The organism is Psychroflexus tropicus DSM 15496 (assembly GCF_000378765.1).
In the GTDB taxonomy this organism is placed as follows: Bacteria; Bacteroidota; Bacteroidia; order Flavobacteriales; family Flavobacteriaceae; genus Psychroflexus; species Psychroflexus tropicus.
Genome location: NZ_KB905347.1, coordinates 78705 through 100201 on the forward strand (window position 1 = coordinate 78705; position 21497 = coordinate 100201).

17 protein-coding genes and 2 tRNA genes are annotated in these 21497 nt (G+C 37.1%); 9 read left to right on the forward strand and 10 right to left on the reverse strand.

Going from position 1 to position 21497, the window contains the following annotated elements:
• Positions 1 to 53: 53 nt before the first annotated feature.
• The 8 genes from pyrF to F598_RS15490 form a co-directional block, all read right to left on the reverse strand.
• The gene (gene pyrF / locus F598_RS0113595; RefSeq protein ID WP_019039624.1) at positions 54 to 875 is read right to left on the reverse strand and encodes an orotidine-5'-phosphate decarboxylase; all 822 of its coding nucleotides are present in this window, start codon (positions 873 to 875) and stop codon (positions 54 to 56) included.
• Positions 876 to 881: 6 nt separating this feature from the next.
• Positions 882 to 1958 (reverse strand): peptide chain release factor 1, encoded by a 1077-nt coding sequence (gene prfA, locus F598_RS0113600; RefSeq protein WP_019039625.1) that lies wholly within the window; start codon positions 1956 to 1958, stop codon positions 882 to 884.
• Positions 1959 to 2040: 82 nt separating this feature from the next.
• Entirely contained in the window at positions 2041 to 3099 is a 1059-nt protein-coding gene (locus tag F598_RS0113605) for a DUF3078 domain-containing protein (protein ID WP_157595023.1), read from the reverse strand.
• A gap of 10 nt (positions 3100 to 3109) precedes the next feature.
• Positions 3110 to 4282, reverse strand: coding sequence for an AIR synthase related protein (locus tag F598_RS0113610; RefSeq protein WP_019039627.1), 1173 nt, complete (start codon positions 4280 to 4282; stop codon positions 3110 to 3112).
• Positions 4283 to 4365: 83 nt separating this feature from the next.
• Positions 4366 to 6552 carry a glutamine synthetase III family protein gene (locus F598_RS0113615; protein WP_019039628.1) on the reverse strand — a complete coding sequence of 729 codons (2187 nt, stop codon included), beginning with the start codon at positions 6550 to 6552 and terminating at the stop codon, positions 4366 to 4368.
• A 109-nt stretch (positions 6553 to 6661) separates the two neighbouring features.
• Positions 6662 to 7609 carry a calcium/sodium antiporter gene (locus F598_RS0113620; RefSeq protein ID WP_019039629.1) on the reverse strand — a complete coding sequence of 316 codons (948 nt, stop codon included), beginning with the start codon at positions 7607 to 7609 and terminating at the stop codon, positions 6662 to 6664.
• Positions 7610 to 7679: 70 nt separating this feature from the next.
• Positions 7680 to 9173, reverse strand: a complete 1494-nt coding sequence (locus F598_RS0113625; protein WP_019039630.1) for an OmpP1/FadL family transporter — start codon at positions 9171 to 9173, stop codon at positions 7680 to 7682.
• Positions 9174 to 9379: 206 nt separating this feature from the next.
• Positions 9380 to 10573, reverse strand: coding sequence for a hypothetical protein (locus F598_RS15490; protein ID WP_019039631.1), 1194 nt, complete (start codon positions 10571 to 10573; stop codon positions 9380 to 9382).
• 101 nt (positions 10574 to 10674) lie between these two features.
• Here F598_RS15490 and proS point away from each other — a divergent pair, with 101 nt between their 5' ends.
• The 7 genes from proS (at position 10675) to F598_RS0113665 (ending at position 16439) form a co-directional block, all read left to right on the forward strand.
• Positions 10675 to 12153: a proline--tRNA ligase gene (proS, locus tag F598_RS0113635; protein WP_019039632.1), complete on the forward strand. Its 1479-nt coding sequence runs from the start codon at positions 10675 to 10677 to the stop codon at positions 12151 to 12153.
• 64 nt (positions 12154 to 12217) lie between these two features.
• Positions 12218 to 12289: transfer RNA gene (locus tag F598_RS0113640), tRNA-Glu, on the forward strand.
• 34 nt (positions 12290 to 12323) lie between these two features.
• Positions 12324 to 12395, forward strand: a tRNA-Glu gene (locus F598_RS0113645).
• 25 nt (positions 12396 to 12420) lie between these two features.
• Entirely contained in the window at positions 12421 to 12672 is a 252-nt protein-coding gene (rpsT, locus tag F598_RS0113650; RefSeq protein ID WP_019039633.1) for a 30S ribosomal protein S20, read from the forward strand.
• 116 nt (positions 12673 to 12788) lie between these two features.
• Positions 12789 to 13817, forward strand: coding sequence for a Fe(3+) ABC transporter substrate-binding protein (locus tag F598_RS0113655; RefSeq protein ID WP_019039634.1), 1029 nt, complete (start codon positions 12789 to 12791; stop codon positions 13815 to 13817).
• A gap of 5 nt (positions 13818 to 13822) precedes the next feature.
• The gene (locus F598_RS0113660; RefSeq protein WP_019039635.1) at positions 13823 to 15460 is read left to right on the forward strand and encodes an ABC transporter permease; all 1638 of its coding nucleotides are present in this window, start codon (positions 13823 to 13825) and stop codon (positions 15458 to 15460) included.
• Complete coding sequence (locus F598_RS0113665) at positions 15444 to 16439, forward strand: ABC transporter ATP-binding protein (protein ID WP_019039636.1); 996 nt, start codon at positions 15444 to 15446, stop codon at positions 16437 to 16439. The genes F598_RS0113660 and F598_RS0113665 overlap by 17 nt, the downstream gene beginning before the upstream one ends.
• A 1-nt stretch (position 16440) precedes the next feature.
• On the opposite strand, the gene F598_RS0113670 is transcribed toward F598_RS0113665, so the two are convergent.
• Positions 16441 to 17817 (reverse strand): sugar transferase, encoded by a 1377-nt coding sequence (locus F598_RS0113670; RefSeq protein ID WP_019039637.1) that lies wholly within the window; start codon positions 17815 to 17817, stop codon positions 16441 to 16443.
• 138 nt (positions 17818 to 17955) lie between these two features.
• Between F598_RS0113670 and lnt the strand changes: the two genes are divergently transcribed.
• Positions 17956 to 19533 (forward strand): apolipoprotein N-acyltransferase, encoded by a 1578-nt coding sequence (gene lnt / locus F598_RS0113675; protein WP_019039638.1) that lies wholly within the window; start codon positions 17956 to 17958, stop codon positions 19531 to 19533.
• Between the two features lies 1 nt (position 19534).
• On the opposite strand, the gene F598_RS0113680 is transcribed toward lnt, so the two are convergent.
• Positions 19535 to 20266: a CDP-alcohol phosphatidyltransferase family protein gene (locus F598_RS0113680; RefSeq protein ID WP_211209327.1), complete on the reverse strand. Its 732-nt coding sequence runs from the start codon at positions 20264 to 20266 to the stop codon at positions 19535 to 19537.
• Positions 20267 to 20354: 88 nt separating this feature from the next.
• On the opposite strand from F598_RS0113680, the gene F598_RS0113685 reads away from it, so the two are divergent.
• Positions 20355 to 21422, forward strand: a complete 1068-nt coding sequence (locus F598_RS0113685) for a putative type IX sorting system protein PorV2 (RefSeq protein ID WP_026302736.1) — start codon at positions 20355 to 20357, stop codon at positions 21420 to 21422.
• Positions 21423 to 21497: the final 75 nt, after the last annotated feature.

Below are 21497 nucleotides of genomic sequence, written 5' to 3' on the forward strand. Positions count from 1 at the left end.
TCTCATTTCATCTAACTTTCAAAACGCTTATATATAATTTTATATAAGCGTTTTTATTTTTCTATATACGCCTGCATTTGCTGTTGCAGAGCTTTTGCTTCTATTCCAGCTTTAATAGCAAAATCTTCTTTAGAGGACACATAAAGAATACCTCTAGAGGAGTTAATCAGCAATCCATAGGTTTTATCGGACAAACCGAATTCACACACCTCCTTTAGAGAGCCTCCTTGGGCCCCAACCCCTGGGATAAGTAAAAACTGATGGGGTAGAATGTTTCTAATGCGTTTAAGATATTCTGCCTTGGTGGCTCCAATCACGTACATCAATCTTTCACTATTTTCCCAAAATTTTGATTTCTTAAGGACAGTTTCAAACAAAGGCTGATCCTCCTTCAATTCTAAAAACTGAAAATCAGAAGCTCCAGAATTGGAGGTGAGCCCCAGCAATATGGTATGTTTATTTTGGAAGGCGAGAAAAGGCTCAACAGAATCTTTTCCCATATAAGGCGCCACTGTCACAGAATCAAAATTAAGATCCTCAAAAAAGGCCTTAGCATACATATGAGAAGTGTTACCAATATCTCCTCGCTTGGCATCTGCAATTGTAAACTGCTCTGGATAATTTGTATTGATATACTCTATCGTCTTGTTGAGGGCTTTCCAACCTTTCAACCCGTAAGCTTCATAAAAGGCAATATTTGGTTTATAGGCTACACAATAACTGTGTGTTGCATCAATAATTGCTTTATTAAATTCAAAAATAGGGTCTTCGAATTCAAAAAGATGCTTTGGTATTTTTTCAAGATCTACATCCAAACCAACACAAAGCATGGATTTCTTTTTCTCAATTTGTTCAATTAAGTGTTGAATCTCCATGAGCGTTTATAAATCGTCAGAAATATTTTTAAGTTTTTCTGTATTATCCACCAGTTTAAGTTCGTCGATGATCTTTTCAATATCTCCGTTGATGATATTATCTAGATCATACAGAGTAAGGTTTATGCGGTGGTCTGTGACTCGACTCTGTGCGTAGTTATAGGTCCTAATCTTCGCACTCCTGTCGCCACTAGTAACCATAGATCCGCGCTTTTCAGCATCTTCTGCCTGCTTCTTGGCCAGTTCCATCTCATAAAGTCGCGAACGCAATACCCTAAAGGCTTTTTCCTTGTTTTTATGCTGAGATTTTTGATCCTGACACTGAGCCACAATTCCAGTAGGTTCGTGAGTCAGTCTTACGGCAGAATAGGTCGTGTTCACCGATTGTCCTCCAGGACCAGAAGAGCAGAAGTAATCTATCCTAACATCTTTAGGGTTGATTTCCACATCAAATTCTTCAGCTTCTGGAAAAACCATCACAGTAGCTGCACTGGTATGGACTCGACCTTGCGTTTCTGTTTGCGGGACACGTTGCACACGATGAACCCCTGCTTCATATTTTAAAGTTCCATAAACTTCTTCTCCAGAAACTTCAAATTGAATTTCTTTATATCCTCCATTCGTTCCTTCACTGTAATCGACCACATCTACCTTCCAGCCTTTACCTTCGCAATACTTAGTCAGCATCCTGAAAATATCTCCTGCAAAGATACTAGCCTCATCTCCCCCAGCACCGGCTCTCACTTCTACCACTGCATTTTTGGCATCTTCAGGATCTTTAGGAATCAACATCATCCTAATTTTTTCCTCGAGCTTTGGCAAGTCTTTCTTGGCTTCTTCTTGCTGAAGTTTTGCCATCTCCACCATTTCTGGATCCGATTCGTTGGAGATAATATCTTCAGCTTCCTTAAGATTATCAGTCAGTTCTATGTAAACCTCACGCTCGTCCATGATAGCCTTAAGGTCTTTATATTCTTTAGAAAGCTCTACATATCGTTTTTGATCTGACATAATATCGGGTTGAATAATCAGATCACTCACCTCATCAAATCGTTGTTTTATAAAGTTTAATTTATCTAGCATATTAATTTAATGTGATGCAAATTTAAATGAATTAAAAGGAATAAGTTAATAGAAACGAGCTTATATGTAGACTTAAAAAAAATTATAAATCCAGTATAATACCAACTCCTAGTTGTTGTTTTAGCTGAATCTTAGGACCACCTTCTACCTGTAGCCCGTCTGGTCCTTCCTCTCTCACCTTTATATCATCGTCGTATCTAATATGAGCTCCTAAACTAGCCCTCATAAAACTATTAATTTTAAAATTAAAGATAAGTTCCCAATCGATATCAATGTTTCCAAAATTGTTCAGATAATCAGTATAAAGGCTCAATCTGCTAATTAAAATTGTACTATCAAAAAGTTTTTGCTCAAGCTCATTCGTTACTAAAATACCAAACTCATTTCTCGAAGTTTTACCTTCAGTAATGATATTTCCATCCTCATCTCTTACAGCTGCTTTGACACCAAACGCCCCGTCATTTGCCAGTCGCTGATTGAGTACAAAAGTTGATTTTTGAGTAATGGGAGATAAATAAAGTTGGAATTTCTCGTCTGGCTCAACGTATTTAGCACCAACTCCCAAAAAAATATACCCAGGAGCCATAAATTCTGATATTGCAAAGTCTGTATTTGGATAATCGAAGCCCCTGGCGATTTGGGTTTTATAGCTAAAACGTCCTGAGTAAAACCACTTGGAATTTTTGGAAATTTCGTAACCAAAAGAAGATGATAACTCAAGGTCATCTTCTGTTTTCCTTAACTCCTGTCCCTCCTGCTGATTGATTCCATATCTGAATCTAAACTGATTTTCCCACCGAAAGCCATCGTTCCTGTAAGTTCTCAAAATATTCATTCCATATAGACCTGAAATAGAATTGGTTCCTCCAGCATTCCAGTTGACGAAAGCTACTTCACTTATATCTAAAGTAAATTCATTTTTAGTTTCCCAAAAGCTGGTTATTCCTGTTGTCGGTACAAGTTCGTTATAGGAGAAATCATAATAGGTTTTATTATCAAAACTTGTCTGCACCAAAGGGATTGGGCCTATTGTAAAAAGCCGATCACCTATAGGTTCCACTTTTACAATTTCCCCAAATGACTGTGAGTAACTCTGGAACACCGAAGTCAGACAAAAAGCAATAATAAAAAATAATCTCATTAAGGTCTTATTAATAATCGAATTGACCATATTCTGAATGAATGCTCAGAGATTTAGTATTGGAACTTTCTACTCTACCAATGACCTGAGCATCAACATTGAAAGTTTTTGAAATTTCGATAATAGAATTTGCAACAGATTCATCTACATAAAACTCAAGCCTGTGACCCATATTAAATACCTGATACATTTCTCTCCAATCGGTTTTGCTCTCTTCCTGAATGAGCTTGAATAACGGTGGGACTTCAAACATATTATCTTTGATGATATGCAAATTTTCGATAAAATGAAGAATCTTAGTCTGTGCACCACCACTGCAATGAACCATTCCGTTGATTGAGGCTCTACCTATTTTTTCAAAAATGGCTTTTACGATTGGAGCGTAAGTTCTGGTTGGTGATAAAATAAGCTGACCAACATCTGGCAAATCTTCTGCAATTTTATCTGTTAAAAGTTTTGATCCGGAGTAGATCAAATCCTGAGGCACTGAAGGGTCAAAAGATTCAGGGTATTTTTCAGATAATACAGAAGATAACACATCATGTCTTGCTGAAGTTAAGCCATTACTTCCCATTCCTCCATTATAGGCGGCTTCATAAGTAGCCTGACCCGAAGAAGAAAGCCCAACGATGACATTCCCTGGCTTAATATTGGCGTTATCTATTACTTCGCTTTTTTTCAAACGAGCTGTGACCGTAGAGTCGACAATAATCGTTCTAACCAAATCGCCAACATCTGCAGTTTCACCACCTGTAGTGTAAACATTGACACCATGAGTCATTAAATCTTTTGATAATTCTTCTGTTCCATTGATAATTTCAGCGATGACCTCACCTGGAATAAGATTTTTATTTCTGCCAATAGTAGAAGAAACTAGTATATGGTCTGTAGCACCTACACAAAGTAAATCATCTATATTCATGATGAGAGCATCCTGTGCAATTCCTTTCCAGACAGAAAGCTTACCAGTTTCCTTCCAGTACAAATAAGCCAAAGAAGATTTGGTCCCAGCTCCGTCGGCATGCATAACCACGCAATAATCCTCATCTCCAGTTAAGTGATCGGGTATTATTTTACAAAAAGCTTGAGGAAACAACCCTTTATCAATGTTTTTTATAGCTTTATGCACATCCTCCTTTTGAGAAGAGACTCCTCTTTTGGCATACCTATCCTGATCACTCATAACAAAAATTTTGGCAAATTTATAAAAAATAAACCCAGTTCTGAATTGTATTCAAAACTGGGTTTTTGAAATTTAAAGTTAGTTTATTTTGTAAATAAAAGCTCTCTATACTTGGTCAATGGCCATATTTCATCATCGACTAGTAATTCTAACTTATCGCAATGGTAGCGGATATCGTCAAAGAAAGGCTTTACTTTTTCGCAATATGCAAAAGCTTTTTGAGTTGGGTCTTCTATAGCATTTGCCTTTTTCCTCTCTTCTATCATTTCTTCAACTCCTTTGTTAATCATTTCGATATGAACAGAAATAGACTCAATGATATTCATTTGTTCTTTCGCCTGGTCTTTAAATTCAGATCCGTAAATCTCTTTAAGGCCTTTCACGTTTTTGATCAGTACATTTTGATACTTGATCGCTGTTGGAATGATGTGGTTTCTTGCAATATCACCTAAAACACGTCCTTCAATCTGAATATGTTTAGAATACTCATCGATTTCTATTTCATATCGAGCTTTGATTTCAGTATCATTCATGATTTCTAAATCCCCAAAAAGTTTAATTGCTTTTTTAGAAATTTTAGGTTTTAAAGCTTCTGGAGTAGTTCCGTAATTACTTAGGCCTCTTTTTTCAGCCTCTTTTTCCCAGGCCATACCGTAGCCATCTCCTTCAAATCTAATTTTTTTAGAAGATTTAATATACTCTCGCAACACATTAAAAATAGCATCGTCCTTCTTCATCTTTTTGTTAGCTATGAGGCCGTCTACTTCAATTTTAAACTCTTTCAATTGCTTGGCAACGATAGCATTTAAAACGGTCATTGGATCTGCACAGTTAGCAGTAGAGCCAACTGCTCTTAGCTCAAACTTATTACCTGTAAAGGCAAAAGGCGAGGTTCTGTTCCTATCTGTATTGTCTAGTAGAATTTCTGGAATCTTACCTACAACATTCAATTTAAGATCTGTTTTTTCTTCTGGAGAAAGCTTTCCGTCGGTAATTTTTTCAAGCTCGTCGAGCACTTTCGTGAGTTGTGACCCAATGAAGACAGACATGACTGCTGGTGGCGCCTCATTTGCTCCAAGCCTGTGATCGTTGGAGGCAGAAGCAATCGTAGCTCTTATCAGCTCTTCATTTTCATAAAATGCTTTGATGGTATTGATGAAGAAGGTTAGAAACCTGAGGTTTTTCATTGGCGTTTTTCCAGGACTCAATAAGTTAGATCCAGAATCTGTAGCCAAAGACCAGTTATTGTGCTTACCACTTCCGTTTACACCCTGAAATGGTTTTTCGTGAAATAAGACTCTAAAATGGTGGCGTTCTGCTACTTTATCCATCACATCCATCAACAATGAGTTATGGTCTACAGCTAGATTTACTTCTTCAAATATAGGCGCTAGTTCAAACTGATTTGGAGCTACCTCATTATGCCTGGTTTTTACTGGAATGCCTAAAAGCATACATTCTCTTTCCAGGTCGCGCATGTAATTAAGTACTCGGCTTGGGATAGATCCAAAATAATGATCGTCTAGTTGCTGACCTTTTGCTGGTGAGTGTCCTAGAAGAGTTCTTCCTGACATCATCAGGTCTGGACGTGTGGATGCTAGCGCAGAGTCAACAAGAAAATATTCCTGCTCCCAGCCTAGAGTGGTTATCACTTTATTTACTTTTTTATCGAAGTATTTCACAACATCTGTTGCTGCTTTATCGAGGGCAGATACAGATCTAAGTAGCGGTGTCTTATAATCTAAAGCTTCTCCAGTATAGGACACAAATACTGTTGGGATACACAAAGTAGGTCCCCATACAAATGCAGGTGAAGAAGGATCCCAGGCAGTGTAACCCCTGGCCTCGAAAGTATTCCGTATACCACCATTTGGCAAGCTAGACGCATCTGGCTCTTGTTGTATCAATTGAGAACCATTAAACTTTTCCATGGCTCCACCATCTTCCACGGTTTCAAAGAATGCATCGTGCTTTTCTGCAGTAGAACCTGTAAGAGGTTGGAACCAGTGGGTATAATGAGTCGCCCCTTTGGATATAGCCCATTCTTTCATTCCTGCAGAAATATTTTCAGCTAAAGATCTATCGATGCTATCGCCTTTTTCTATTGCATTTTTTAAGCTCTCAAAAGAGTCTTTCGTCAGATATTGACGCATCGCTTTTTGATTGAAGACATTTTCACCAAAAAGATCCGATCTACGTTCAGTTTCTTGAATTTTTACAGGTGACCTGCGAAGTGTTTCTTTTAAAGCATCAAATCTTAAAGTAGCCATTTAGAAAAGTTTTTAAATTTTTCCAAAAGTAATTAAATTTAAAATAGCTTTACAAAAATTTGGGGGTAAAATAAAAAAAGGCTATCGAATTGATCATACACCCCCGTATTTATGAGCGGAATGCTAATAAAACGAATATGATATAGGATATGAATATTAAAAGACCCTTATACCGAGCAATGGTATATTTTACGGGAATGAACACGAGTGGTAAAAGCACTAGTCCGAATCCAATCATCCAAAAAATATCATTGGTGAGCACTTCCTGAGATTGCAGAAATATAGGCTTGATGATAGCTGTTAGACCAATAACAGATCCGATATTAAAAATATTTGAGCCGATTAAATTACCTAGGGAAATACCCTTCTCTTTCTTAAGGGCAGCAATAACTGAGGCCGCCAATTCCGGAACACTGGTTCCTATGGCAATCATCGTCACAGAAATAACGCGCTCGCTTACACCAAAAGATTCTGCGATACCTACAGCACCATCTACCAGCCATTCTGAACCAAAATAGAGACCTGAACCTCCAATTATAAACCATAATATGATTTTAAACATAGAGGTTTGTGTAAGGCTACCATCTACTTCTTCTCCAGCATCAACTTCTCCTTTGATAGCTTTTCTAATTAAAACCAATAAAAAAATGATTATCACAATCAACAGTGAGGCTCCTTCGACCCGTGAGATCTCTTCTCCTGTGAATAAGAATAAATACAATAAGCCAGATAAAATCATCATAACCGGCCAGTTAAATTTCAGAAAATCTTTATCAATGTCGATAGAGGAAATGATAGCAGTAAGACCAAGAACTAAACCTATATTGGCGATATTAGACCCAATCACGTTTCCAAGGGATATGTCTGAATAACCAGACAGTGCTGCCTGAAGACTCACCAATAATTCTGGAGCTGAAGTTGCAAAGGAGACTATAGTGAGTCCTATAATCATCTTTGAGATATTAAATCTCAGGGATAAAGCGACAGATGACCTCACCAAAAATTCACCTCCAATCACTAAAAGCACAAATCCTATGACGACTAAAAATATATCCATTCAAATTAATTTTTAGCGAAAATAGGATTTTGAATAATATGCTTAGATATAAATACTATCTAAATTGACTTTAGAGATTAAAGGAAAGTGTCAACATATAATTATTGATTACACTTTGGATTTGTGATTCTTGATTAAAGCCAGTAAAATATAATATACCTTGTCGGTCTTGTTCAACTCGTTGATAAGAAAAATCCAGGGTTGCACTTCCAAATGAGTAACCTATACCAAAAGAGTATCCAGTAGTATCGCCTAAAAATGCTTCGTCTTTGTAAGGCGTTTCTTGTACAAAATAACCTGCTCTTAAACTGGTATTTTGAATTCTATATTCCCCTCCTACATTATAGGTTGAGGCAGAAGTCATTAAGTCTGATATGGTCTGATTTTGAAATTGGAAGCCATTTGAAGTAAATTCCATATTAGAAAAATCTTTATAGCTGTAATCAAAACTAATCAAACCTGAAGTTCCGAATACATAAGCCGTACTTAAGGACAAACGTCCTGGAGTTCTAAAACTGTAATCGGGATAGATATTTAGCACGTCTGGTCTAAATACCGAGGGGTTATTGGAATTCGCTTGAATTGTTTCAATGCCTTGTATTAATTCTTCAGAAATACTCATCCAGGTTGGAGAATCGTAAGTAAATCCAAGTCTCCAGTCATCTGTAAGTTTTGCTATCCCCCCAACTTGTAGGGAGACTCCGGCTCCTCGAGTGCGTAAAGTATTGTCGAAGAAAATATCGGTTACTCCCTGTCCAGAATTAAACTCATCAAAACGGGTTTCTCGTCTGTAATCTAAAACATGTAAATTTAGGTTTATACCCAGGTGCAACCTATCCCCAATCATACCTCCGCCATTAACCGTATACTTACCAGAGCCGCCTCTGGTTATTTCAGTATAATTTTGAGAAAAATTAGAACCAAACACATTAGACACATATGAAATATTATCAAAATCATTAGGATTTACGGCATCAATGATAAAAGTTTCATAACCTAAAAACGCCTGCTGAGCTGAAAAACTATTCTCTTCTCCTAAAAATCGGTACAATTGACTTGCAGACTCACCTTGTCTGGGAACTAACAAATCAAGTGGTACTCCTTGTGCGTTTTCAAGAAAGAAATCTGATATAGTCTCCGTCGTATTCCCACTTACAAAATATTCATTGTCAAAGTTATTAGTTCGCTGATAAGAAAATCCAAGTGACAATTTATTGAACAAAGCATTTTCATTATTGGTCGTAAACACAAATACTGCTCCCAGTTGATTCAAGTCGAAATCAGATTCAGAAGTAGAATTGAATCCTCCACCGTAAGAGGCATCGTTATTAATTGCGGTTAAATCTAGAGACCCAGAGAATTTATTATCTAAAAAAACGGCAGAACTTGCAGGGTTGATGTTGATAGCAGAAACATCTCCTCCAAGTGCTCCAAAAGCGCCACCCATGGCAGTAAACCTTGCCGTACCATTAACGCTTTGGGAAGAGAACCTCACAGCATCTGTAATGTCTTGGCTATAAGTACTACAACTTAGTAATACCATAAGTGCAATAAGTTTTTTCATCTTTTTTTTATTAGTTATATGAGTGTTCAATTAAAATTTCGCAGAAAGCTGAAAACTTAATAAAAATATTTATTTTTCAGTCTTTTCAATTTATAGACCTCGAACTTGTTGTTTGATTTTTCAATTTAATGCTAATCAAATATGAGATCTAATGTCTTTTAGCTTAGCGGCCTTAAATCTTAGTCGGATACGACTATCTTACATAATTATCTTCTACCCGAGCTTCGGCCTCCAGATGAGCGACCACCAGAGGATCTGCCTCCACCTCCACTACTTCGCATACCGCTACTTCTTGATCTACCGTAACTACCTCGCATACCACTACTTCTGGAGCCTCTTGAGCTACTTCTCATTCCAGAACTTCTGGATGATCTAGTTGAAGACCTCACTCCACTACTCCGTGAAGACCTGGTTGAAGAACTACGATATCCTGAACTTGATCTTGATGACCTGGCGTTAATATTTCTAGAGTTTCTTACTCCGGACCTGGAATAGTTTCCAGAAGATCTCACACCCACATTTCTAGAATTCCTTACTCTATTGGAATATCTCGAGCTATTAGATCTTGAACTACGGTTGAGGTTAGATCGATTATTTGAGGTTCTGGACACGTTGCTTCTGGACCTGGACAAGTTGGATCTATTATTCAATCTAGATCGGTTTGAAGATCTTGTGTTATAAGCATAACCTCTATTGAATCTGTTATAGGCTAGACCTCCTCTATAAAAGCCTCCCCAACCTGGACCATAGAAGCCTCCTCCCCAGCCCCAACCTGGACCGTAAAAGCCATTCCAGCCAAAACCAGGACCATAAAAACCTCCGCCCCAGCCAAAGCCCCAACCAGGGCCATAGAAGCCGTTGAAGCCACCCCAGCCCCAACCAGGACCGAAACCTCCCCAGCCCCATCCAGGACCATAGAAACCTCCGCCCCAACCGAATCCGGGGCCAAATCCACCCCAGCCAAAGCCTGCTCCCCAGAAACCATTATCAATGTAATTAACGGTGACATTAGAAGGGTTGGTTCCCCAACCAGCATTATTGGCGTTATATATAGGTTCTTCATAATATTTTTCCTCATCAGAATAATTTTGGTTTTCAGAAGAGTAATTATCAATATCAGTAAAAACCTCATTGTTTGAAGATCTGGCTTCAGAAATCATCTGACCTTGATCTGAAAAGTATTTAGAATAAGAGTCAGAACCAGAATTAGTTCTGCTCACTGTGTTTTGTCTTGTACTATTTTCAGTAGAAATCGACCTTCTCGTCTCCGAAGGCGAATTAGAACCATAAATTCCATCAACAGGAGAGTTTACGTTTCTGTAAGACGAACACGAAGTCAAGAAAACCACGGATAGCATTCCTAATGCTATTAAATTTGAAATTTTGATTGATTGTATCATAACTTGTGGTTTTTAATATTACTATTATCAAATTTAATTAGTTTTGCGCTAATTAATATTATCATTAACACAGGTGCAACATTTGTGCCAAATCAAAAATAATGGGAAAGAGCCTAACTAGTAGACAAGAAGATTACTCTAAGTGGTATAACGAATTAGTAGTAAAAGCAGACTTAGCAGAAAATTCTGCAGTAAGGGGATGTATGACTATAAAACCATACGGCTTTGCTATTTGGGAAAAGATGCAAGCAGAGCTTGATAAAAAGTTCAAAGAAACCGGTCATGAAAATGCTTACTTCCCTCTTTTCGTACCAAAATCTTTATTTGAAGCAGAAGAAAAAAATGCCGAAGGCTTTGCAAAGGAATGCGCGGTGGTGACTCATTATCGTCTTCAAAACGATCCAGATAAACCTGGAAAACTAAGAGTCGACCCAGAAGCCAAACTAGATGAAGAATTGGTAGTGAGACCTACCTCTGAGGCAGTGATCTGGAACACCTTTAAAGGTTGGATACAATCCTACAGAGATTTACCCTTAAAAGTCAATCAGTGGGCCAACGTGGTGAGATGGGAAATGAGAACGCGCTTATTCTTGAGAACCACAGAATTCTTATGGCAAGAAGGACATACGGCTCATACTAGCAAAAAAGAAGCTATTGAAGAAGCTGAACTCATCAATTCCCTTTATGCTGATTTTGCTGAAAACTATCTAGCTATTCCAGTTATACAAGGCCTAAAATCTGAAAGTGAAAGGTTTGCAGGTGCAATTGAAACCTACTGTATTGAAGCTTTAATGCAGGACGGAAAAGCATTACAAGCTGGTACTTCGCATTTTCTTGGAGAAAATTTTGCTAAAGCTTTTGATGTTAAGTTTACCTCAGATCAAGGAAAACAAGAGTACGTATGGGCAACGAGCTGGGGCGTGTCCACCAGATTGATGGGCGCATTAGTGATGACACATTCTGATGATAATGGCCTGATTTTGCCACCTAATTTAGCTCCAATACAGGTGGTTATTGTTCCGATTTTTAAAAATGAAGAACAATTGGATCAGATTTCAGAAAAAGCGAATCAAATCAAAAAAGCATTGAGCGCTAAAGGGATAAGAGTCAAATTTGACAATAGAACGACACACAAACCAGGGTGGAAATTCGCTGAATATGAATTAAAAGGAATACCACTTCGAGTCGCTATAGGTCCCAAAGATTTGGAAAAAGGAACAGTAGAACTTGCCAGAAGAGACACCTTATCAAAATCTTTTGAAAACCAAGATGGTATTGAAGACACCATTGAAGATTTGCTTGATGAAATTCAAACTAGCTTATTTAATAAAGCTAAAAAATTTAGAGATACTCATATTACAGAAGTAGATACTTTTGATGAGTTTAAGGACATTCTAAATTCAAAAGGCGGCTTTATTTCTGCTCACTGGGATGGTACAGTAGAGACTGAAGAAAAAATTAAAGAATTGACTAAAGCGACGATTAGATGTATTCCTTTAGATGGTAGCAAAAAAGGAGGAACATGTGTTTTTTCTGGGAAAGATTCCAAGCAACGTGTACTTTTTGCAAAAGCTTATTAATTTTTTCGATTAAAAGGTTTGCGCAATTTAAATAATTAGTTATTTTTGCACTCGCAAATTTAATGGTCCGTTCGTCTAGGGGTTAGGACGCCAGGTTTTCATCCTGGTAACAGGGGTTCGATTCCCCTACGGACTACAAGTTGAAGTTCATTTAATCACATTATTAACACGGTCCGTTCGTCTAGGGGTTAGGACGCCAGGTTTTCATCCTGGTAACAGGGGTTCGATTCCCCTACGGACTACTATTAAAATTTTATATTTAAAGTTATGGCTAATCATAAATCAGCATTAAAGAGAATCAGAAGTAACGAAACCAAGAGGTTGAGAAATCGTTACCAGCATAAGACAGCAAGAAATGCTATTAAAAGACTGAAAGCAACAGAGGATAAAGCTGAAGCTACTAAAAGTCTTCCTGAGATCATTTCAATGATCGATAAATTGGCTAAAAAGAATATCATACACGATAACAAAGCTGCTAATTTAAAGTCACAACTAACCAAGCATGTTGCTGCACTATAAGTAAGCTTGAAATTATTTAAAATGGTCTCCTTAGCTGAGACCATTTTTTTTGTAAAAAAAATTATTAATAATAAGTCTAAATAAGCTTAGAGTTTTATATTTGAAAAAAAATAACCATGAAAAGAATTGTATATCTACTATTAGTTTCAGTTTTAGTCTTGAGCTGTAAAACCGAAGAGAAAAAAGACGAGAAAAACGAATTAACTGTTTACACACACAGGCATTATGAATCTGACCAGGAACTCTTCAAAGAATTTGAAGAAGAATCTGGAATTCAGCTTAATATTGTGAATGCCAGTGCCGATGAATTGATACAGAAAATGAGCCTTGAAGGAGCAGAGTCTCCTGCAGATGTCCTTATTACAGTTGATGCAGGCAGACTTTACAGAGCAAAATCCAAAGATTTGCTTCAGTCTTTTTCTTCTGAAATGATCGATTCTATTGTACCTAGTCATCTTAGAGATGAAGACAAGCAATGGGTAAGTTTAACCAAAAGGGCTCGAGTGATAGCCTACGCCAAAGACAGAGTAGATTCTACTCAACTTTCGACTTACGAGAACCTAACTTCTGAGGACTGGGATGATAAAATCCTTGTAAGAAGTTCTTCAAACATTTACAATCAATCCTTATTGGCTTCTATTATAGCTAATAAAGGGAATGAGTTTGCAGAAAACTGGGCTCAAGGCGTTGTTGAAAATATGGCTAGAGATCCTAAAGGCAATGATAGAGATCAGGTAAAAGCAGTTGCGAATGGAGAAGGAGATCTTGCGATTGTCAACACTTATTATATCGGTAAATTATTAAACTCAAGTGATAAGGACGAAGTTGATGCTGGTAATAGTGTTTCTATATTCTTCCCTAATCAAAATACCACTGGAACTCACGTCAACGTTAGTGGAATTGGCGTAGCAAAGCATGCGTCGAATAAGGAAAATGCTATACAATTTATTGAGTTTCTCCTTGAAGAAAAGGCTCAAAATATTTTTGCAGGCTCTAACTATGAATACCCTGTTAATCCAAATGTTGAACCAGCCGATATACTAAAAAGTTGGGGGGATTTCAAAGAGGATGAACTCTCATTAAATGAACTTGGAAAAAACAATAAAGAAGCTGTTATTATTTTTGATAAAGTAGGCTGGAAATAAGATAATTGAACTTAAAAATTAAATTTTTAAAATTCAAAAGAGACCTCAATCGATGGTCTCTTTTGTTGTTGTTGATACTTGGTATTGTTACTATTCCCATCTTAACCATCGGTCTAAAATTATTTGATGGACCTGGTGAAAGCTGGACGCACATTGTAGATTACTTGCTTTACGATTATTTAGAAAACTCAATTTTACTTGCTGTTTTCTGCTCCTTCATAGTCATTGTATTTGGAGTCTCCACAGCATGGCTGGTTTCGAGGTTTGATTTTCCTATGCGAAAGCAATTAGAATGGCTATTAATTCTTCCATTATCAGTTCCTGCCTATATCATGGCCTATGCCTATGCAGGAGTTTTTGGTTACTCTGGATTACTTCAAAACTTAACTGAGAAATTGGGATTTGACAATTTCAGCATTGACATCATGAATATCTACGGACTCTCGTTTGTGTTGAGCATGTCCTTATTTCCCTATGTGTACGTAAGTAGCAGAACCTTTTTTCTGGCCCAGGCTACAAACCTACTTGAAGCTTCAAGAATGCTTGGGATTAGTGAATTTAAGTCGTTTTTTAAACTCATCTTTCCCTTAGCCAGACCCGCCATTGTCGCAGGCTTGGTCCTGGTTTTAATGGAAGTGCTTAATGATTATGGAGCGGCAAGCTATTATGGAGTGAATACCTTCACCACCGGAATATTCAGATCCTGGTTTTCCCTAGGGGAGCCAGAAACAGCCATTTATTTATCTGCCATTTTGCTTATGATTGTATTTGGACTCATCTTATTGGAAAAATGGCAACGAAGACATCTCAGCTTTAGCTCCCCAAAATCAAGCAAAAAAAATTATAATTCCAGAATTAAACCTCGCAAAAAGAATCAAATTTTATTTAGCATTTTTTGCAGTATTCCTGTTTTACTGGGCTTTATAATTCCTGTCATTCAGCTTCTCATATGGACTAAACAAACCTTTTCAAGAGTCTGGAATATAGAGTTTATAAGCATTACCTTGGAAAGCTTTGTAATTGCATTTATAACTTCCTGTGTGACCGTAATTTTCGCGTTGCTCTTATTGTTTTTCTCAAGATGGAATAAAATCGATCTCTTAAAAACAAGTTCTAAGCTCGGAATCTTAGGCTACGCGATTCCAGGAGTCATTATTGCTATTGGCGTTTTAATTCCCAGTCTAACTTTAGACAAGTGGCTAATTGAGCATAAAATCACCTCCAAATTAATACTTAATGCTACACTCATTGCTTTGATTTACGGCTATGTCGTAAGATTTCTTGCCGTCGCTTACCAACCTCTGGAATCTTCAAGTCTTAAGATTGACAGAAGCTTATCCGATTCTTCTAAAGTTTTAGGAGAAGGAAATTTTAAAACCTTCTTTAGGATTGAGTTCCCTTTGATCAGGACTGGACTCTTAAGTGCATTTATATTGGTCTTTATCGATATTCTGAAAGAATTACCCCTTACCTTAATTATGAAGCCCTATAATGTCAATACACTTGCGGTTAAGGCCTTTGAATATGCGAGTGATGAAATGGTAAGTTCTGCGGCTTTACCCTCTCTTCTCATAATATTAACGGCATTAATTCCCGCAATTTTTTTAAATAAATTACTTTTGAAAAATGCAAGCGACTCTTAATATTGAGAATTTATCAAAATCTTTTGATCAGGGAAAAGTGAAGGCCCTAGATGGGGTTTCTTTTTATGTTAACAAAGGTGATATCTGCGCTGTTGTTGGCGAAAGTGGTAGTGGTAAAACCACCCTAATACGCCTAATCGCCGGACTTGAAGAGTTAGATGAGGGCGAAATCCACATAGAGGATAAGCTCGTTGCCTCAATTAAAAAAAATATAGCCCCAGAAAAGAGAGATGTAGGGATGGTGTTTCAGGAATATGCTTTATTTCCCCACCTCTCGGTATTAGAAAATGTGACTTATGGTATTAAAAAATCTAAGTCCAAAAAAGAAGTGGCGTTAGCTACTCTCAATCTTGTAGGATTAGAGGGATACGAAAAAAGATATCCTCATGAACTTTCCGGTGGTCAACAACAACGCGTTGCTTTGGCAAGAGCCTTGGCTCCAAACCCATCTGTGCTCATTCTGGATGAACCTTTTAGTAATCTGGATGCCATGATGAGGCACAAGCTTCGAAATGACGTGTTCAATATCATCAAAAAAACAGGAGTGACTGCCATATTTGTAACCCATGACACTCAGGATGCCTTAGCAGTAGCAGATGAAATTTTAATTCTACAAAACGGAAGGCTGGTTCAAAAAGACGAAGCTTCAGCCTTGTATAAAAAGCCCCAATCTATTTATGTAGCTTCTTTATTTGGTAATACTATACAATTAAATAAAGGCCTTCAAACCGCCTTCAAATGTCCTCTTAAGGAAGATTGCTGTCATGCAATCAGGAATGAAAACATCACTGTAAATGAGGATTGTGATTATGTTTCTGAAGCTGAAGTTTTGAAACGTACGTTTCTTGGGACCCACTCTCAGTTGCTTTTAAAATTAGATAATGGCGAGCATATCACAGTGGTTACCAATGAACCTGTGCTTGGTAATACTCTGAAGATTGGTTTCAATTCTAAAGATGTATTAGCTTTTGAGGAATAATTTACTGCCCTCTAAAGAAAATCACTGTACTAATCGTTTTGAGCAACACCCTCAAATCTAAAAACACACTTCTGTGTTTGATGTAATATAAATCGTACTGAAGTTTTTCTATCATATCTTCATCGGAATTCGCATATTTTGAATTCACCTGAGCCCATCCCGTCAATCCTGGCTTTATGATTTGTCTTACTTCATAAAAAGGAATTTTTTCTGATAAAGTTTTAACAAACTCTGGGCGCTCTGGCCGAGGGCCTATTAAGCTCATCTCCCCTTTTATGACGTTGATGAACTGCGGGATTTCATCCAGACGTGTTCGTCTCAAAAAATTTCCGAATTTGGTAATTCTGTTATCTCCTTTTGAAGCTAACTGAGCTCCATTCTTTTCAGCATCTTTCACCATCGTTCTAAATTTGATGATGTAAAACTCTGTTCCAGATTTACCAAGCCTTAGTTGCTTATAAAATAAACTTCCTCTGTTTCCTATAAGATTACCTATAGCGATAAATGGTAAAATTAAAAGTCCAAAAACTAAACCTACAAGGCTGATTAAAACATCAATAATCCTATGATAGAGCAGGTAAAGTCGATTTTGATTACTTCTGCTAAATGGGAAATAAAAATAAAAGTCGTTGTTGATGTATTGAACGGGTACCTTGTTTGTCACCTCCTCGTAAACATGAGCATATGCTTTGATGGGAAAACCGGTTTTCAACAGCGGAACAAGTGCCTGGTACAAATCTGCACTCAACCCCTGCATAGAATTAGCCACAACAATTTCTCCAACTTTTGAAGCTTTTACAACGGCCCTTAAATCTTTGAGTTCATAAGCTTCAAAAAGATGGGAAGAACGTTCTTTGGAACTTATAAAGCCCATGATTTCATAGTTGGGATCGTTTTTTAATAAATCGTTTCCAATCTTATCGATATCAAAATCATCGCCGATAATCAGTACACGCTTAAAAAATCTCGGAGAAGTGATCAATCCGATGTAAAGGAATCTCCAGGTCAATAAAGTTAAAACCAAAACTCCGAAGAAATAAAGAATTTGGAATCTATTATCTGGAAGCGGTGGAGATAGAATCGGCGTCAATAGAAAAAATAAGGTCACCAAAAGGCAGGAAAGTACCCCATTTTTGAGTGTAGCTTTTCTAGACTCTGCTTTTTGAAGATTATATAATTCGAACACCGTATTAAAAAGCAAAATATAGAACCCTAAAGTAATAAGCCAAAACCAAGTATTTTCACTAAAGGGAAAATAGGTAAAATCAAAACTTTCGGTAACTAGATAGAGAACAAGCCAAACTAAAACCACATCGAAAATCCTAAGCAAAACTTTACGCTCGGATATTTCGAAATGAGTAACTTGACTAGACTTCATAGGTCAGGATGATTGGTGGTCAAATTTATAAAAAGATATTCATTTGTAAATTTTTAAAGCAATATCTTTCGTCTGTTTGTTTGTGGCTATTTCCTTTTTTGAGCTAATTTTTTAAATTAAATTTGAAAAAAATTGAGTTTGAAAAATATACTTTTAGCCGTAGCATCAGGCTTACTATTAGCATTCAGTTGGCCAACAAATGGCTTTAGTCCCTTGATATTTATTGGTTTTATACCGCTTCTTTTTGCTGAATTTAAAATTAGAACTGGGCACGTTAAAAGAGAAGGCTTGGTTGTTTTTGGCCATGCTTATCTGGCCTTTTTCATTTGGAATGCCTACACCACATACTGGCTTTACTTTTCTACACCTTTTGGTGGAGTCTTTGCCATTTTGGCGAACTCTCTATTGATGAGTTTGGTTTTTTTAATTTACCATTTAGTAGCCAAGCGAGTAACTTTTACTGCTGCCTCTTCTTTTTTTATTGCTCTGTGGCTAAGTTTTGAAAAATTGCATCTTGGCTGGGAATTTTCCTGGCCATGGTTAAATTTGGGCAATGTGTTCGCTAATGACATTAATCTCATTCAGTGGTATGAATATACTGGCACTTTTGGAGGAAGCTTATGGATATTGATTTCGAACATAGTTTTGTTTAAGGGAATATTGCTTTTCATTCAGCATAAAGATTCAAAAATATTGATCAGAACAGGATTGAGGTTTGTATTTCTGGTTTCCATCCCAATTGGTATTAGTCTTTTGCTTAGGCCCCAGTTAGGATCTAAGCAAAGCATAGAGACTCTTTCTTTACAACCCAACATAGATCCTTACAAAGAAAAGTACAATACTGATGATCGTGGAATTTCAAAAAGTCTCTTTGAACTTACAAAGCCCTATATAACAAATAAGCAACAGCTCTTCATAGCTCCGGAAACCGTATTTGCTCAAGGGGTAGATATCAATAATTACAAGCGTTCAACAGCGAATCAATTTTCCAATCAACTTTTAAATGCCAATGAAAATTTAAATGTTTTGTTTGGAATATCGATGTATGAGATCATTAGAGACCAAAACAGGATTTCACCCCAAAGTAATTTTTTAAAAAAAGGAATTTGGTTTAATGATTTTAATTCTGCTGTTTTTAAAAGTAAAGCAAGAGATTCTCAATTCTACCACAAATCAAAGTTGGTCGTTGGAGTCGAGAATTTCCCTTATCAATCTACTTTAAAGCCTTTACTTGGAGACATTATGATTGACTTAGGAGGTACTGTTGCCATGAAGACCACTCAGGATGAAAGGACTGTCTTTCAATTGAACAATAATTTAGTCGTAGCCCCAATAATATGCTATGAGTCTGTGTACGGAGAATTTGTAAACGGATACGTCAAAAATGGGGCTAACGCTTTAGCTATTATAACCAATGATGCCTGGTGGGGAGAAACCCAGGGACATCTTCAGCATTGGAGTTACGCCAGATTACGAGCTATAGAAACCAGGCGTGCCGTATCCAGAAGCGCTAACACAGGAATTTCTGGATTTATAGACAAAGACGGCTCAGTAATTAAGAAAACGAATTATGACGAAAAGACAATAATAAGTCATCAACTCCCCCTCTATCAAGGAGAAACATTTTACGTTGTCGCTGGAGACTATATACCGAGAATATCAAATTTCCTGGCTCTTTTTATCTTTTTATTTGCTGTGACTAAAAGAAGAAGCTGACTTATGCCTTATGCTGAAGTCCAAGGGAAAGTAAGACGTACACCAATATAATGACAGGAATAGCAACAAATTGCAACCAAATCAAAGTCATTATAGAGATTAAAATGATTAAAAAACGATACCAATTTTCAGACAGCTTTAAATTTTTAAATTTTAATGCAAATAACTTGAGTTCAGCATTGAGTAATAAAACGCTAATAATGGATACAAAAATTAATACGTAGGTATTTTCAATCCATGACACTAAAAAAGAATGAGGATGGTATTCCAAAATCAATCCAAAGCTTAAAATCAAAAGGGCGTTAGCCGGTGTAGGTAAGCCTATAAAACTATCGGTCTGTCGCTCATCAATATTAAACTTAGCAAGTCTATAGGCAGAACCAAGGGTGATTATAAATCCAATATAAACGATCCAATTGAGATCATTAGAAAAAAAGTCTAGGCTACTCTCAGATGAAGATTGTGACCTTGATAACAACTGACACATCACAATCCCTGGCACCAAACCACTGGTAACCATATCTGCTAAGGAATCTAATTGCAAGCCTAAGTCGCTAGACTCCCGGAGTAAGCGGGCTGCCAGACCATCAAAAAAGTCAAAGAAAATCCCAAGTGCTACAAAAAAGGTAGCTAAACTAAGTTCGCCCTGCACAGCCAATACAGCGGCTACACATCCAGATAACAAGTTTAAAAGCGTAATAAAATTTGGGATTTGTTTTTTGAGTATTAACATAAAAGCGGGTTCTTTTGCACAATAACAAAAAGCAAAATAAGTTTTAATATTATTAATTATAGCATCTTTGCCAAAAAATATCATCGCATTGAAGAGGTTGGCTTTTTTACTTTGTCTCACATTCCCTTTTTATGCATTTACTCAAACAGCCAAATATTCTAATGAGTTTTTGAATATTGGAGTAGATGCGGCAGCTTTTGGAATGGCCAATGCTGTAACGGCGACAAGCCGTGATGTTAATTCTGGTTATTGGAATCCCGCTGGATTAATTCACCTTGAAGACAACCAGGTTTCTGCTATGCACGCCAACTATTTTGCAAATATTGCAACTTATAATTACCTTGCTGGAGCCATGCCCTTAGATAGTAAAAGTGCGGTAGGGTTTAGCATCATTAGATTTGGAGTAGATGACATTTTGAATACTACTCAACTGATCGATGAACAAGGAAATATCGACTACAACCGAATTAGTTTATTCTCTACCGCTGATTACGCTTTTACTTTATCCTATGCCAGAAATCTTCCTTTGGAAGGCTTTTCTTATGGAATCAACGCTAAAGTTATCAGGCGGGTAATTGGAGATTTTGCCAATGCCTGGGGGTTTGGTTTCGATGCTGGTCTGCAATTTCAAAAAAACTCCTGGCTATTTGGTGTAATGGCAAGAGATATCACCACCACTTATAACACCTGGACTTTTGACGATACTGAATTGGCTACGATTCAAAATGCAATTGATGGTCAAAACCAAAGTACTCCAGAAACTTCTGAAATCACCTTACCCAAACTTCAAATAGGAATTGCTAAAACCACTACCATCAGGCGTGATTTTGATCTGACCACTTCGCTCAATTTAGATATGCGTTTTGCTCAAACCAATGATATTATTTCATCAGGATCTATAAGTGCAACTCCGGCCTTCGGATTTGAATTGGGATACATAGATCTCGTGTATTTGAGAGGCGGTGTAGGTAATTTTCAAAATCTGGAACAACTGGGCGGCAATGGAACTGAAGTGGGTTTTCAACCCAATTTTGGAGTTGGATTTAAATATAAAGGCATTCAAATTGACTACGCTCTCACTGATATAGGAGATCAAAGTCTAGCCCTCTACTCTAATGTATTTTCCTTAAAATTGGACTGGTCTGTGTTTAGATAGAAATATAGTCTTAGTTGTAGGCTTAATCATAAATCTTTAAATCGAAAAATGCCCAATAAACCCTATTTTTGAATT

Excerpts from the sequence above, each read along its gene's own strand:
- pyrF (WP_019039624.1), bottom strand. The coding sequence starts at position 875 with ATGGAGATTCAACACTTAATTGAACAAATTGAGAAAAAGAAATCCATG.
- prfA (WP_019039625.1), bottom strand. The coding sequence starts at position 1,958 with ATGCTAGATAAATTAAACTTTATAAAACAACGATTTGATGAGGTGAGT.
- F598_RS0113605 (WP_157595023.1), bottom strand. The coding sequence starts at position 3,099 with ATGAGATTATTTTTTATTATTGCTTTTTGTCTGACTTCGGTGTTCCAG.
- F598_RS0113610 (WP_019039627.1), bottom strand. The coding sequence starts at position 4,282 with ATGAGTGATCAGGATAGGTATGCCAAAAGAGGAGTCTCTTCTCAAAAG.
- F598_RS0113615 (WP_019039628.1), bottom strand. The coding sequence starts at position 6,552 with ATGGCTACTTTAAGATTTGATGCTTTAAAAGAAACACTTCGCAGGTCA.
- F598_RS0113620 (WP_019039629.1), bottom strand. The coding sequence starts at position 7,609 with ATGGATATATTTTTAGTCGTCATAGGATTTGTGCTTTTAGTGATTGGA.
- F598_RS0113625 (WP_019039630.1), bottom strand. The coding sequence starts at position 9,173 with ATGAAAAAACTTATTGCACTTATGGTATTACTAAGTTGTAGTACTTAT.
- F598_RS15490 (WP_019039631.1), bottom strand. The coding sequence starts at position 10,573 with ATGATACAATCAATCAAAATTTCAAATTTAATAGCATTAGGAATGCTA.
- proS (WP_019039632.1), top strand. The coding sequence starts at position 10,675 with ATGGGAAAGAGCCTAACTAGTAGACAAGAAGATTACTCTAAGTGGTAT.
- rpsT (WP_019039633.1), top strand. The coding sequence starts at position 12,421 with ATGGCTAATCATAAATCAGCATTAAAGAGAATCAGAAGTAACGAAACC.
- F598_RS0113655 (WP_019039634.1), top strand. The coding sequence starts at position 12,789 with ATGAAAAGAATTGTATATCTACTATTAGTTTCAGTTTTAGTCTTGAGC.
- F598_RS0113665 (WP_019039636.1), top strand. The coding sequence starts at position 15,444 with ATGCAAGCGACTCTTAATATTGAGAATTTATCAAAATCTTTTGATCAG.
- F598_RS0113670 (WP_019039637.1), bottom strand. The coding sequence starts at position 17,817 with ATGAAGTCTAGTCAAGTTACTCATTTCGAAATATCCGAGCGTAAAGTT.
- F598_RS0113680 (WP_211209327.1), bottom strand. The coding sequence starts at position 20,266 with ATGTTAATACTCAAAAAACAAATCCCAAATTTTATTACGCTTTTAAAC.